Source organism: Geobacillus sp. CAMR5420 (assembly GCF_000691465.1).
GTDB classification, from domain to species: Bacteria; Bacillota; Bacilli; order Bacillales; family Anoxybacillaceae; genus Geobacillus; species Geobacillus thermoleovorans.
Window position 1 is genome coordinate 106,587 of sequence record NZ_JHUS01000050.1, and the last position, 12,611, is coordinate 119,197.

Annotated in this window: 12 protein-coding genes and 2 pseudogenes; all 14 read right to left on the bottom strand. The window is 51.9% G+C overall.

The window, feature by feature from the left end; all coding sequences use genetic code 11:
• Window positions 1-339 precede the first annotated feature (339 nt).
• Window positions 340-1,218, bottom strand: a complete 879-nt coding sequence (locus DI44_RS05655; RefSeq protein WP_033025756.1) for an IS982 family transposase — start codon at window positions 1,216-1,218, stop codon at window positions 340-342.
• Between the two features lie 160 nt (window positions 1,219-1,378).
• Window positions 1,379-1,993 carry a PH domain-containing protein gene (locus DI44_RS05650; protein ID WP_033010549.1) on the bottom strand — a complete coding sequence of 205 codons (615 nt, stop codon included), beginning with the start codon at window positions 1,991-1,993 and terminating at the stop codon, window positions 1,379-1,381.
• 195 nt (window positions 1,994-2,188) lie between these two features.
• Window positions 2,189-3,553 carry an amino acid permease gene (locus tag DI44_RS05645; protein ID WP_033025758.1) on the bottom strand — a complete coding sequence of 455 codons (1,365 nt, stop codon included), beginning with the start codon at window positions 3,551-3,553 and terminating at the stop codon, window positions 2,189-2,191.
• Between the two features lie 13 nt (window positions 3,554-3,566).
• Window positions 3,567-4,472, bottom strand: a complete 906-nt coding sequence (locus DI44_RS05640; RefSeq protein ID WP_033025760.1) for an acetamidase/formamidase family protein — start codon at window positions 4,470-4,472, stop codon at window positions 3,567-3,569.
• Window positions 4,473-4,553: 81 nt separating this feature from the next.
• Window positions 4,554-5,843, bottom strand: coding sequence for a hypothetical protein (locus DI44_RS05635; protein ID WP_033025763.1), 1,290 nt, complete (start codon window positions 5,841-5,843; stop codon window positions 4,554-4,556).
• Window positions 5,843-5,953, bottom strand: a complete 111-nt coding sequence (locus DI44_RS18180; RefSeq protein WP_227016043.1) for a helix-turn-helix domain-containing protein — start codon at window positions 5,951-5,953, stop codon at window positions 5,843-5,845. Before DI44_RS18180 ends, DI44_RS05635 begins: the two co-directional genes overlap by 1 nt.
• Window positions 5,937-6,329 carry a histidine kinase gene (locus tag DI44_RS0117210; protein ID WP_014196232.1) on the bottom strand — a complete coding sequence of 131 codons (393 nt, stop codon included), beginning with the start codon at window positions 6,327-6,329 and terminating at the stop codon, window positions 5,937-5,939. The genes DI44_RS18180 and DI44_RS0117210 overlap by 17 nt, the downstream gene beginning before the upstream one ends.
• 225 nt (window positions 6,330-6,554) lie before the next feature.
• Window positions 6,555-6,959: pseudogene (locus DI44_RS0117215) on the bottom strand (haloacid dehalogenase-like hydrolase); the annotation flags it as partial.
• A pseudogene (locus DI44_RS0117220) lies at window positions 6,958-7,251 on the bottom strand (PTS transporter subunit EIIC); the annotation flags it as partial. The pseudogenes DI44_RS0117220 and DI44_RS0117215, both read right to left, overlap by 2 nt.
• Window positions 7,251-7,982 carry a phosphonate metabolism transcriptional regulator PhnF gene (gene phnF / locus DI44_RS05630; protein ID WP_033025782.1) on the bottom strand — a complete coding sequence of 244 codons (732 nt, stop codon included), beginning with the start codon at window positions 7,980-7,982 and terminating at the stop codon, window positions 7,251-7,253. The gene phnF and the pseudogene DI44_RS0117220, both read right to left, overlap by 1 nt.
• Window positions 7,979-8,740 carry a glucosamine-6-phosphate deaminase gene (gene nagB / locus DI44_RS05625; protein ID WP_081823188.1) on the bottom strand — a complete coding sequence of 254 codons (762 nt, stop codon included), beginning with the start codon at window positions 8,738-8,740 and terminating at the stop codon, window positions 7,979-7,981. Before nagB ends, phnF begins: the two co-directional genes overlap by 4 nt.
• Window positions 8,731-9,933 (bottom strand): N-acetylglucosamine-6-phosphate deacetylase, encoded by a 1,203-nt coding sequence (gene nagA / locus DI44_RS05620; RefSeq protein WP_033025765.1) that lies wholly within the window; start codon window positions 9,931-9,933, stop codon window positions 8,731-8,733. Before nagA ends, nagB begins: the two co-directional genes overlap by 10 nt.
• A 139-nt stretch (window positions 9,934-10,072) precedes the next feature.
• Window positions 10,073-11,866, bottom strand: coding sequence for an ATP-binding protein (locus DI44_RS05615; protein ID WP_033025768.1), 1,794 nt, complete (start codon window positions 11,864-11,866; stop codon window positions 10,073-10,075).
• Complete coding sequence (locus tag DI44_RS05610; RefSeq protein WP_272945220.1) at window positions 11,866-12,591, bottom strand: response regulator transcription factor; 726 nt, start codon at window positions 12,589-12,591, stop codon at window positions 11,866-11,868. Before DI44_RS05610 ends, DI44_RS05615 begins: the two co-directional genes overlap by 1 nt.
• Window positions 12,592-12,611: the final 20 nt, after the last annotated feature.

Below are 12,611 nucleotides of genomic sequence, written 5' to 3' on the forward strand. Positions count from 1 at the left end.
TTGACAGAAAAGCCACTTATCGATTTTTCGACTGTCGAGGGCAAGCCTTTGCTTGCCTCCGTCACGCCAAGGCATGACGGACGACTGAACAACCACCCGCTTCTCAGACCCATACATGGGGCTGAAAGCGGTGTTGTTCGGTCGTTCGACAGTCAATCCAATGCTCAGTAAAAGCTACCAATGTGAAAACTTCAAATTGCATCTATATAATTCAAAAAAGTGTTTATCCACCAGACTCTCGGCATACTCGCATTATATACTGGCTTGAACATTAATACAAAACCGTGGAAATTCTTTATTACAGCTTATATACCTTAAACCCGTGGTGCTAGTTGAGCGCTAGCGCTCAACTAGCCCGAGAACAACAAGTGAGTAAGCCAGTAAAATACCATCCAGTGCCGTTTCAAATCCAGAAACCGAGTTCGCGCGAATCTTGGTGATCCGATACGAATCGACTAAAATCGAAAACACGGTTTCCACCACTTTACGTTTTCGCTTCATCCATTGTTTCCATGCATCCGATTGGCGAATTCGCTGATTGTTTCGGACGGGCGTCCAAAACGCGACTCGGTGCTCTTCGTACAGCTTCTTTTGCAGCGTTTGGCTGATATACCCTTTGTCACCGAGGTTATACGGATGTGGAATTTGCGTCATGACGGTTTCAGCGGCCACCCGGTCGTGACAAGACGCTTCGGTGACAACATATCCCATCGGCAGCCCTTGATCAGTCACTTGAAGGTGCAGCTTCAATCCGTAGTACCATTGCTTTTTGGAAGCGCAATATCCGATGTCTGCCATCTCTTGAAATCGTTTGACGCGATGCATTCTTGCGGTATGGCACAACGGGAGCGGCAAGCTGTCAACGACGGCATAGGCATGATGTTGACCGCGTTTTGCCAGCTCATGACGGATCCATTTGATGGCGAAACCAAGCGCCCGGCAACGGCGGTTGTATCGGGAGCGTTCAAGAAACGAGCCGTTTGTGAACAAATTTCCCGTGACAAAACGATGCCATGCCCGTTCGGATGTAAAACCGAGCAGCTTTCCTAAAAGATGAATGGCGATGATGACAGCGTCCTCTTGCTTTACCAAATGGCGATTTCGACGGTGAAGATGCACCTGAATGCATGAAAGTTGGGCAGAAACAAAAACGAAAATGGCGGCATATTGCTTTTGAATCTTGGCTCGATCTGTAGTAAAATGAAAGTGCTCTTGCATGGGGATTCTCCTTTCGAATGGCAGGTCGCACTTTCATTCTACAGGAGATCCGCCAGCAAGGGCTATTTTTATGCTTGCTCAAGTTTATCTAGCACCACGGGTTAAGGAAAGATACCTCGCCTCTGGCACGGCGTCTTTCCCCGATACAACCTTCATCTCGTCACTGTTGAATATATTTGTCAAACACAAAGCCGAAATCCTTCACCGTATAGTTCTTTTTCGCTTCCGTCAGCCAGCGAAAAGCGTATTCATTCACGGCTTGAAAATCCGCCGACACATTGGCGCCGTCACCGCGCATGTTGGCCAACACCTTGGCCGCCAGTTCCAAACTCCGCTCCGCATAGTTGAACTTCGTTTCGTTTTCATGGCAAATGTCCGCGATCGCCAGCAGCGATTTATACAAATCTTTCAGTTCCTCAATATGCTTTTTATGCACATCAATGGAGTAGGAATGCGGTCCAATTTTAAATTTAATTTCCGCATCCAAATCGACCGTCCCGGCCGTTTCGAGCGATACGTCGGAAATCGGATGCTTGTAGTAATCGTAGCGGCGCAGCGTCCGTTTTTTGCTCGCGGCGCTCGTGCCGTCCAAATGAATGAGCGCGCGGTTGGTGAAGCAATACTCATCCGATTTTGATTTGATAAGAAAATAGATTTTCTCCCCATCCTCGTGCATCACATAATCATCGGCATCCACTTTGTCATAGTCTTTCGGCTGAATGACCGCACCGATGTCGCTTAACCCAAGCACATCGGCGGCGACTTTTCCAAACATGCTCATGTTCCTCCGGCTCCTTCCACGTTTTATCGGCGCTCGCCTATTGGCGGATGAACGGCGTTTTGCCTTAACAAGGCGCCGTAATCTCATACCTTTCATCTATGTAATACGTCGAGATCGGAAAAACGTTTCATCGCCTCTAAAAATCAAAGACCCAACGCCTTTTATGACGGCGTCAGGCCTTACAAGCGACTACAGTTCCCCGCTTAGACGGGAGTCTTTGTTCGTGAGCCGCAAAAAGATCAGGTAAACGAGTCCAATCGCGATCCAAATCAATCCGAGCTTTTTGCTGAGCGGGTCAAGATTGACCCACACATAACCGATGATGATAAAGCCGATGAGCGGGAACAAGAAATGATTGATGTAATCGTTGCTCTTTTGTTTGTGCAAAAAATAATTTATCACTGACACATGCAAAAAGAGGAAAGCCGTCAAGGCGCCAAAGTTGACAAGCGAAGCGAGCTTATCAATTTGCGAGGCGAACACCGTCGTGACAATGAGCGAAATCACAGCGACAAGCAATGTGCTGACGTATGGAGTTTGAAATTTCGGATGCACTTTGGCTAGCACACTGGGCAGTTTACGGTCGCGACCCATGCTGTACAAAATGCGAGAGATGGCTGCCTGGGCGACGAGCGCGTTTGCGATCCCCCACGAAAGCGCGGTAGCGACGATCGTTGTCCATTTTAACCATGGTCCGCCTGCCAGCTCCGCAATCTGATAAAACGCCACGTCCGCATTTTTAAACGTCGTATAATCAGGCCAAATGAGAGCAGCGACCCATGTTTGCACGATGAAAAGCGCACCGACAACGAGCAAAGCAAAAATGATCGCTTTGCCGATCGATGATTTCCCGTCCCTTGTTTCCTCAGCCAACGTCGACACCGCATCAAAACCAAGGAAGCTCAAGACGGCCACCGACACCGCCCCCATCACCGTCCCCATGCTGAAATGGTTCGGATCGTACAACGGTTTGAACGTAAACTGTGCTCCATTGACGCCTTTTATAATCGCAATCATTCCTGTGATCACAAACACTGCAAGAACGATCAGCTCTAAAACAACAATCACTTTGTTCGCTTTGGCTGTCATCTCGATTCCGAGAATATTAATGATCGTATTCATGCCAATGAACAGAATGAGCCACACGTAAATCGGCACTTGCGGCACAATGTCGGCTAAGGCAGCAGCGCTGACCAAATAGAGAAGAGCCGGAACGAAAATGTAATCAAGCAAAATGACCCACCCTGCCATAAAACCGACATATTCATTCATTCCCCTCTGGGCGTAGGAATACACGGAACCAGCGATTGGAAACGCTTCGGCCATTCTAGCGTAGCTCAGGGCAGTGAAAATCATCCCCACCATTCCGATTAAGTATGCTAAGGCGACCATCCCTTTTGACCCTTGCGCTACATACCCGTAAATGCCGAAAGGAGCGATCGGCACCATGAACACCATTCCGTAAATCAACAAATCAACAAATGTGAGCGACCGTTTTAATTCCTGTTTATAACCGAGCGACTCAACCGATGTGTTCGTTTCAAGTTGCGCCATCGCCGTTCCCTCCTCAATCCTCAAACAGGCGGATGCCATACGCTTCAAGCACAAATCGCGGTACAAAGAAACGCGCCGTGACGAGCGGGTCAACGACTTGACTGATTTGTGTCTGACCGACAGCGCTAAGCACCATCGTCAAATGGTTCAGCGTCAACGGAGTATGCGGCAACAGCAAATCAACCATTTCCTCAACCGACTGTTTGACCGCTTCATCCAACGTTTTGGCCGAGACGATCGTCGCAATGCCATCATCGTTTTGCAACAGTGGATGGTTGAGCGAATATCCTTTCATCACCCGGACGGTGACCGTCACTTCCCCCGGGATTTCAATGCCCGACACACCGATTTCGCCGTCCCCCATCGCCGCATGCAAATCGCCTAATGCGAACAACGCCCCTTTGACAAAAACTGGGAAGTAAACGGTTGCCCCTGTTGTAATGAGCTTTGTATCCATATTGCCTCCATGCGGCCCGGGCGTCCCGCACGACACATCCTCACCGCTCGGCGCTACCCCGATGACGCCAATCATTGGATTTAATGGAATAGAAAGATGCTCGTCAAATATAGCCCGGTTTTCTTCTACTGGAATCATTTTTGCCTCAAACTGCGGAATCCGGTCTCCAAGCACCCCGAGCCCTGGTCCGACAGCCATGACCCCCTGTCCTTTGAGGCGAATCTGTTCAATTTTTACCGCTAAAATGTCACCGGGTTCCGCCCCTTCAATATAGATCGGTCCGGTCGCCGGATTGATATGATTCCAATCGATCGAGTCAAACGGCGTTTCGCTTGAAGTAATTTGATTTTGGAAACAGTCGTACGTTTCGATGACAAACGTTTCCCCTGACTGGACTGTTCGAACCGGTTGGTGGTTTTTGCTAAATGCATAAATGGCAGTCGTGCACGGAACAAATGACATGTTCGCTTTCCTCCCTTTCGTTTTTGTCTCATTATAACAGGGAGCAAACAAACGGTTTTGCATTTTTTTGATTCATTTTTGTTACTTCTTTATTTTTTGAATTAATCGATAAATATGAGTAAACAAGAAAACGCCAATCCCATTCCATGCTATGGCCTCCAGCACGTTATGGCGCATTCCCCATCGCCAGGCGATCACAAACAAACATACCCATCCGATCATGCCTATAACCCCCATCGGTTTCTCTCCTGTCCGTAAAGCAGCCAACCCAAAACACGAGGAGGCAAGCAAGGCGGTCGAAAACATGACCATCCGCATCGGAAGAAGAGGAGCAATAAAAAAGAGGGCTAGTACAAGCAAAAAAGAGATGACATATGTCCATGAGAGATGCCTGCTCCACCTGTGCCAAAAAATTTGCACAACGGAATGCAAGGAAAGGGATAAGCTAAGTGACAACGCCGCCAGCAAGGCAATAGTAAGCGGCCAAGCAATCAAGACAGAAGAATGAAGCAGCCACCGTTTCAGTATGGCGGCAGTCGAAGCGGCCGCCGCATACGGGACGCATAAGGCTGCGACGGCCAACGGAAGCGGAGCAAGGCAAAACGCGGCCATAGAAAACGTCAGCGCAACGCGTTCTTTTTTCAATATTGATGCAATATCCCATACATACTCGTCGGCCAACCATTGCCCGGCAGCCGCCGCCAGCACAGCCCAAAACAACACGAACAACGAAACCATGTTCACATCGAGGGAAGCTGGGACAGTGCGTACAATCATCTCATATTGCCGCGCCACACCACCCGTTAGATAATAGGCAAACGGAACCATTCCCATCACTATATAAACAATGTATAGCAGAACCGTTCCGATTTTCCGCATCCCCAACCAACCGGCGAGCACGGTAAACACGTACACATAGACGAACCAAATGAATAAAAAAGTCGGAGAAAAACGAAAGAGTTGCTGCAACAAATAGGCACATAACACGACAACGGTAAGCAGCCGGCCGATCGAAAGAAGGCGAACAAAAAACCGAAAGAAAAACAAAGCCCGCGCCGTAAAACAGCAGTCCGGCCAGCGATCCCCTTCCTCTGTTAGGGAACGATAGCGTACGGCCGCTGCTGAACGCCAAAGCACAAAAACGGCGGCCCACACCGCCATAGCCGTCACCACCCCCGCCGCCACTCCGCCATGAATAAAAGCATAACATCCAAACAACAGCAGCTCACCGGATGCGAAACGCAGTAACAGGGCATTGACCCCCTTGCTTAATCCAAGCGCCTCCGCTCCGATAAAACTGCAGCGACCAATATGCGGCACAGCAGCAAGCAGCAGTACGCATGCCATGAATAAAAGCATATACCAGTCCATTATCCATTGGTCTCCTTATACTTCGTAGGCGGGATGCCGACATATTTTCGAAACAAATGGCTGAAATGATGTTGACTAGAAAATCCTGTCTCCTCAGCAATGCGTGCCATGGACCCCGCTTAGATAGTTGCTTGTATGCGCCCATTCTTGTTTGAACGGAATAAGCGGCTGTTTCGTCTCATAGCTATCACGCAAAAACAGCGCAAAATGCTCCATTCCCCGAATCATTTCTTCATTTTTTCCTAAGCGCGCCAAGGATAAGAAAGCGTTCAACGCATTGAAAAAGAAATGCGGTCGGATTTGTTGATGGAGCTGCATATACTTGCTTTCTTGAAGTTCTTTTTCCAATCGAAGGCGCGCATGTTCCAACTGCCAATAATCCACTTCTTTTTCTGCTACCCCCAACAGCGCCAACACTGTCAACGATACAAGCGGCAACAATACGCTGAAAATGAGAATGAGATGAAATAATGGCTCGGCAATCATCATATTCTCCCCGCCACTCGCAATGTTTTCCCATTTGTTTTTTCATTTTATCACAAATTTGTTCTTTCATTTGATCACAAAATAAATAGAGGCGGCGGTACAAGGCAAATGTTTCCCACATCCGCAAACTTATTTTTCCATCATCTTGGCTCCCATCCTATCCTCTCCCGGCAAAAAAACGCCCCAAAAGCGAATGCTTTTGGGACCGACTGATCATATTCCACTTTATCTCAACGGCGATCTTGCCATGCGAATATACGTATGGCGTCTGCCGCGAATGGCGATCGAATACGCCATAATATTCTCTGGAACAGCGATGCCATGATAGCCAGCGTCGCCGATATGATGTAGATCCGCCCCAGCCATTTTGCTTGCAAGCGCGATTTGACGAATCGTACTCTCGTCAGCTCCTTCTTGGCTTGTGCCGATCGTCAGCATCGCAAGCGCCCCATGTTCATGCGCCACCTGAACAAGCTTCTCTGTCTTGTCTAATGTCACCCCCGGCACCGTTCCAGGAGCCGGCATCAAAACGACATCCGCACCAGCGTGAATGAAACGCACCACCACTTCTTCCGATACGATCCCGCTTCCCGCTTCATCGGCAACGCCTGCCGCGTGCATTTTCCCAGCCTAATACGGACATATTGATGTCTTTATCAATCGCGGCGGCCCCTTTTGTCAAGACAAAGTAGCCGATCGCCCCAGCAAGCGCCGCCGCGCCGTTGCCGTCTTTCGAAAAACCGATGGCCACGCCGATGGCGAAAATGAGCGCTAAATTGGAAAACACTGCATCGCCTGCGGCTGCGATAAACGGAATATTCAATAAATCAGGCTGACCGAGCCGAAGCAACAATCCTGCCGCCGGCAAAACGGCAATCGGCAGCATTAATGCTTTTCCAAGCCGCTGTAAAAAGCCTAACATCATGATCCCCCCCTTTTCATCTCAATCATAAATTTGTACCGGTCGCCGCGGTACACCGATTTGACGACTTCAAGCGGCCGACCGTCGACAAGGTGCGTGCGGCGCTCAAGCAATAGCACCGGAGCCCCTTCTTTCATCTTCAGATGCTCCGCCTCCACCTTGCGGGCGACAGATGCTTCCAATGTTTGAACAGCGGAGCCGATGATCATCCCTTTTTCTTTTTCGATAAATTCATAGACGGAACCGCTTACAACATCACGCGTCAGCCCGGGAACAAGATGGACGGGAATGTACAGCGTCTCCAACGCCATCGGCAAGCCGTCGGCCAACCGAAGGCGGCGGACTTCGTAAAGGTCATCGCCTTCCGTGACGCCAAGCCCTTCAGCGAGCTTCTGAGAAGCCGGAACCGTCTCAAAGCTAAGGACGATCGTGCCGGGCTCCATGCCGCGCGCCCGCATATCTTCGGAAAAGCTCGTCAGCCCTTTCAGCGGCTGCTCGATTTTTTGGGCGGCGACAAATGTTCCTTTCCCGCGCCGGCGGATGAGATAGCCATCGTTCACTAAATTGTTGACCGCCTGCCGAACGGTCATCCGGCTGATGTCATACATTTCCGCCAACTCGCGCTCAGACGGGATCATCTCGCCCGGCTGCCACTCCCCTTTTTCGATCTTTTCTTTCATATATTGCTCGAGCTGATAGTAAATCGGAATCGGCGACTGTTTATCGATCACGGCGCATCCACCCACTGCTTTTCCTTTGGGATGAGCGAGAGCGCCTCTCGGTCGGCGATGATCGTCACGTCCGGATGAAGGTGAAGCGCTGAAGCCGGCAAGTCCGGTGTGACAACGCCTTCGAGAAGCCGGGCCATGGCCTCTGCTTTTTCTCGTCCCGACGCCAACAGCACGAGGCGGCGGCTGCGCAAAATGGTCGCAATCCCCATCGTAATGGCACGGCGCGGCACGTCATCAAGCGATGGGAAAAAGCGGGCGTTCGCTTCCCGTGTCAACTCGGTCAGCTCGACGACGTGGGTGGCTGTCGAAAACGGCGTCCCAGGCTCGTTGAACCCGATATGGCCGTTGCGGCCGATGCCCAAGAGCTGCAAATCGATGCCGCCCAATTCATCGATGAGCCGCTCGTAACGGCGGCATTCTTCGTCAAGATCAGCGGCCAAGCCATCCGGCACATGCGTCTCGTGAAGCGGGATGTCCAATTGGGCAAACAAATGCTGATTCATATAATAGCGATAGCTGTTCGGATGATCCGGGCCAAGGCCTACGTATTCATCCAAATTGACCGTGCGCACGAGCCGATACGATGTCCCATGCTGCCGATGATCGGCGGCCAATTCGCGGTACACACCGAGCACGGTCGAGCCGGTCGCCAAGCCGAGAACGGCGTTCGGCTTTTCCTTGACTTGTTTGATGATGATGTCCGCCGCCTGACGGCTCATCTCTGCGTAGTCAGCAGCTTTCAAAAGCTTCATGGCCATCGCTCTCCACTCCTTTCATCCGGCTTGCGATAGGCAAGGGCGCCGCGGCAAAACGTCATCATGACTTCATATCGTTCATTCAAAACGACGACATCGGCGTCTTTGCCGGGCCGCAAGCTGCCTTTCCGATCAAGCAAGCCAAGCTGTTTCGCCGGATTCCAGCTCGCCATGCGGATCACCTCTTCAAGCGTGCAGCCAGTATAATCGAGCACACGGCGGATGGCCTCGCCAAGCTTGAGCACGCTTCCCGCCAGCGTGCCGTCGGCAAGCCGCGCCTCTTGGCCCCGAACAGTCACCTCTTGGCCGCCAAGTTCATATCGCCCATCACCTAGACATTTCGCCCGCATGGCATCGGTGATTAATATGAGCCCATCGCTTCCTTTATTCCGGTAAGCGAAGCGGACCATCGGCGGCGCAACGTGCAACCCGTCGGCGATCAGCTCGCACATCACTTCTTCAAACATAAGCACAGCACCGGCGACACCCGGTTCACGGTGATGGATGCCGCGCATCCCATTGAACAGGTGGGTCGCATGCGTCACCCCTGCATGGACCGCCGCTTTTACTTCGTCGTAAACGGCATCGGAATGGCCGATCGAAGCGATCACACCCGTCTGTTTCAAGTAGGAGGCAAGTTCCAGCCCCCCGTTCCGCTCTGGGGCAAGCGTGACAAGGCGGATATGGCCGCCCGCCGCCTTTTGCCAGTGCTGGAACAGTGAGATGTCCGGATCGGCGAGATGGCGCGGGTGCTGCGCTCCGGCGCGCTTCGGCGACAAAAACGGTCCTTCCAGATGAACACCGAGCACTTCGGCGGCTCCCGGCCTGTTCGCCTCCGCCATATAGCGAGCGACGTTGCGAAGCGCGGCTTCGATTTGTTCACTTGGCGCTGTCATCGTCGTCGCCAAAAAGCTCGTCGTCCCTTCCGCCGGCAAGGCGTTGGCCATCTTGTAAAGCGCCTCCGGGGTCGCATCCATGACATCCGCCCCAGCCGCCCCATGAATATGGACATCGATGAATCCCGGCACGATGGAAAACCGTGAGGAAAGCTCGATCACTTCCGCCCCTGCATCAGTTGGGCACGACGACATCGGCCCGATCGCGGCCACTTTTTCCCCTTCGATCAGCACATACCCTTGTTCAATGTTTCCTGTTTCTGCATACACCGCGGCATTTTTCAATATCCACCGCTTCATCGCGATTCCCCACTTTCTGTATCTCATTATAACATTATATATTCTAGTTGTCTATACCACTAAAACAAATCCGTCAACCAGTTCGCTTCAGCATGAAAGAAGCAGGGAAGCCGTGGCTTCCCCGCTCTTCCAAACGGCGCTACGCTCCTTTCGGTCCGCGGGCCGGCAAATAAAACGAAAACGTCGTTCCTTCGTTCAGTTTGCTGTGAACGGTAATGAGCCCTTTATGCGCTTCGACGATGTTTTTGGCGATGGCAAGGCCTAACCCGGTGCCGGAACGGCCACGCGTGCGCGCTTTATCGGCTTTGTAAAACCGTTCAAACACAAACGGCAAATCCTCTTCGGGAATGCCGGAACCAGAGTCTTGGACATGGATCGTCACGCCGTCGCCGCTTGGTTCGATGATGAGGCGAACTGTGCCGCCCGATTCCGTATGGCGGATGGCGTTGTCAATTAAGTTCGTCAGCACCTGTTCGATCCGATCCGGATCGAGAGCGATTTCGATGTCCCGATCGCGAAACTCGGCTGTCAGCTCAATCTGCTTTTCTTTCGCCAGCCCGTAAAACTTGCGGATCACCCGCTCGATGTAAGGAACAAGCTTGACTTGTTCGTACTCTAGCTCGATATGGCCAGCTTCCATGCGCGCCAAGTCAAGCAAATCGTTAACAAGGCGGCCCATGCGCAGCGACTCGTCATAAATGACTTTCGCCATCTCTTTCTTCTCTTCTTCGCTCGCCGCGATATCGTCGATGATCGCCTCGCTGTAGCCTTGAAGCATGGCAATCGGCGTGCGCAATTCGTGCGAAACGTTGGCGATAAAGTCTTTGCGCAGCTTGTCAAGCCGCCGCTCTTCGGTCATGTCGCGCAAAACAGCCACCGCGCCGCGCACCATCGTTTTGCCGTACAGCGGCGTCATTAAAATGACCCACGTCCGCCCCTGCAGCGTCACTTCGGTCGATTGCTCCTTCTCCTCGCGAACGACGCGGGCGAACAGCTCTTTCACTTGCGGCGGCAACGGCGCCATCGCTTCCGCGTCGTTTCCTTGCTCAAAATACCACGCCTGCAAAAACCGCTCAGCCGGCGGGTTCGTAATCAAAATTTCCCCGTCGCGGTTAAACGTAATGACGCCATCGGCCATGCTGCTTAAAATGCTGGCGAGCTGTTCTTTTTCCTGGTTTAAGGCGTTGATGTTAAACTGCAGACGCCGTCCCATTTGGTTGAACGCCATCGCCAGCCCACCGATCTCATCATTCGTTAAAATCGGCACTTTCATATCGAAATGGCCCCGCGCCATTTCGAACGCGGCTTGCCGCATTTTCCGGAGCGGAGCGGTGATGCGCGTCGACAAGAAAAAGGCAAAAAACGTCGTCATGACAATGGCGATAAACGCGGCGAGAAAAATTAACTCTTTCGTCCGCTCCGTCGCGTCGGCGATCGCCTCGAGCGACTGATAGATAAACACAGCTCCTCGGCTGCCATCCGGCATCGACATCGGCACGCCGACAATGATCATATCACGGGGCAGCTTTTCTTTTGGATGCCGCTCCGGCATATACAAACGCTTTTTCACCGTTTTCCCATCTGTCAGCACACGCCGCAAGTCCCGATCTTGGCGGATCGACGACAGCGGCATATTGTCCAAACCAGCATCGCCAGGCGAATACCAATAGTGCGACTCATCGGCGACGATGACGGCTTTCGTTCGACTGTCCACAAGCGTCCAAGCGATCGAGCGGGCAAGCTGCTCATCGCGGTAATCGTGCATCACCTCGGCCACTTTTGTCGCCAGGCGGGTCAAGTCGTTTTCCGCTTCCTGCACATAATAATCTTCCAAAAATTTAATAAGCAAAATGCTTAAAATAAACAGCACGCACGAAACGAGCAACAAAATCGTAAACCATAGCTTGCCGACGACGCTGCGAAACAGCCACATCAGTCGTTCACTGCCTCAAACTTGTAGCCGACGCCCCAGACGGTGACGATCATTTTTCCCGCCTGCGGCGACGCTTTATTCAACTTTTCGCGCAACCGTTTAATGTGGGTGTCGACCGTGCGCAAGTCGCCGAAAAATTCGTAATGCCATACTTCCTTCAACAGCTGTTCGCGGTCGAACACTTTGTCGGGCGAGCGGGCCAAAAAGAGAAGCAGCTCATATTCTTTCGGCGTTAAGCTGACTTCCTTGCCGTCGACCGTCACCCGGTGGGCATCGTTGTCAATCGTCAAATGCGGAAACACAAGCACGTCTTTCGCCGTCGTCTCCACCGGCGCGTAGGCGGCGTTCGCCGCGCGGCGCAACAGCGCTTTTACGCGCAGCACGACTTCGCGCGGACTGAACGGCTTGACGATGTAATCATCCGTGCCGACTTCAAACCCTTGCACGCGGTTGGATTCTTCGCCTTTTGCCGTCAACATGATGATCGGCGTCGTTTTTTGCTCGCGGATTTCTTTGCACACCTCAATTCCATCTTTGCCCGGCAGCATCAGATCGAGCAAAATGACGTCATAATCATTCGTCAACGCCTTCTCCAACGCTTCATTGCCGTCGCCGGCCTCATCGATCACATAGTTTTCCCGCTCCAAATACATTTTCAAGAGCCGCCGGATGCGCTCTTCATCGTCAACCACTAAAATACGGATGGTTTTTTCTTGTTTTTCCAATGCTTTGCACCCTCCCATCA

Coding starts and splice junctions, on each gene's coding strand:
- DI44_RS0117210 (WP_014196232.1), bottom strand. CDS start 6,329: ATGATTGCCGAGCCATTATTTCATCTCATTCTCATTTTCAGCGTATTG.
- DI44_RS05650 (WP_033010549.1), bottom strand. CDS start 1,993: ATGTTTGGAAAAGTCGCCGCCGATGTGCTTGGGTTAAGCGACATCGGT.
- DI44_RS05635 (WP_033025763.1), bottom strand. CDS start 5,843: ATGGACTGGTATATGCTTTTATTCATGGCATGCGTACTGCTGCTTGCT.
- DI44_RS18180 (WP_227016043.1), bottom strand. CDS start 5,953: ATGGCACGCATTGCTGAGGAGACAGGATTTTCTAGTCAACATCATTTC.
- DI44_RS05640 (WP_033025760.1), bottom strand. CDS start 4,472: ATGTCATTTGTTCCGTGCACGACTGCCATTTATGCATTTAGCAAAAAC.
- nagB (WP_081823188.1), bottom strand. CDS start 8,740: ATGGCCATGAAGCTTTTGAAAGCTGCTGACTACGCAGAGATGAGCCGT.
- DI44_RS05645 (WP_033025758.1), bottom strand. CDS start 3,553: ATGGCGCAACTTGAAACGAACACATCGGTTGAGTCGCTCGGTTATAAA.
- DI44_RS05615 (WP_033025768.1), bottom strand. CDS start 11,866: ATGTGGCTGTTTCGCAGCGTCGTCGGCAAGCTATGGTTTACGATTTTG.
- DI44_RS05655 (WP_033025756.1), bottom strand. CDS start 1,218: ATGCAAGAGCACTTTCATTTTACTACAGATCGAGCCAAGATTCAAAAG.
- nagA (WP_033025765.1), bottom strand. CDS start 9,933: ATGAAGCGGTGGATATTGAAAAATGCCGCGGTGTATGCAGAAACAGGA.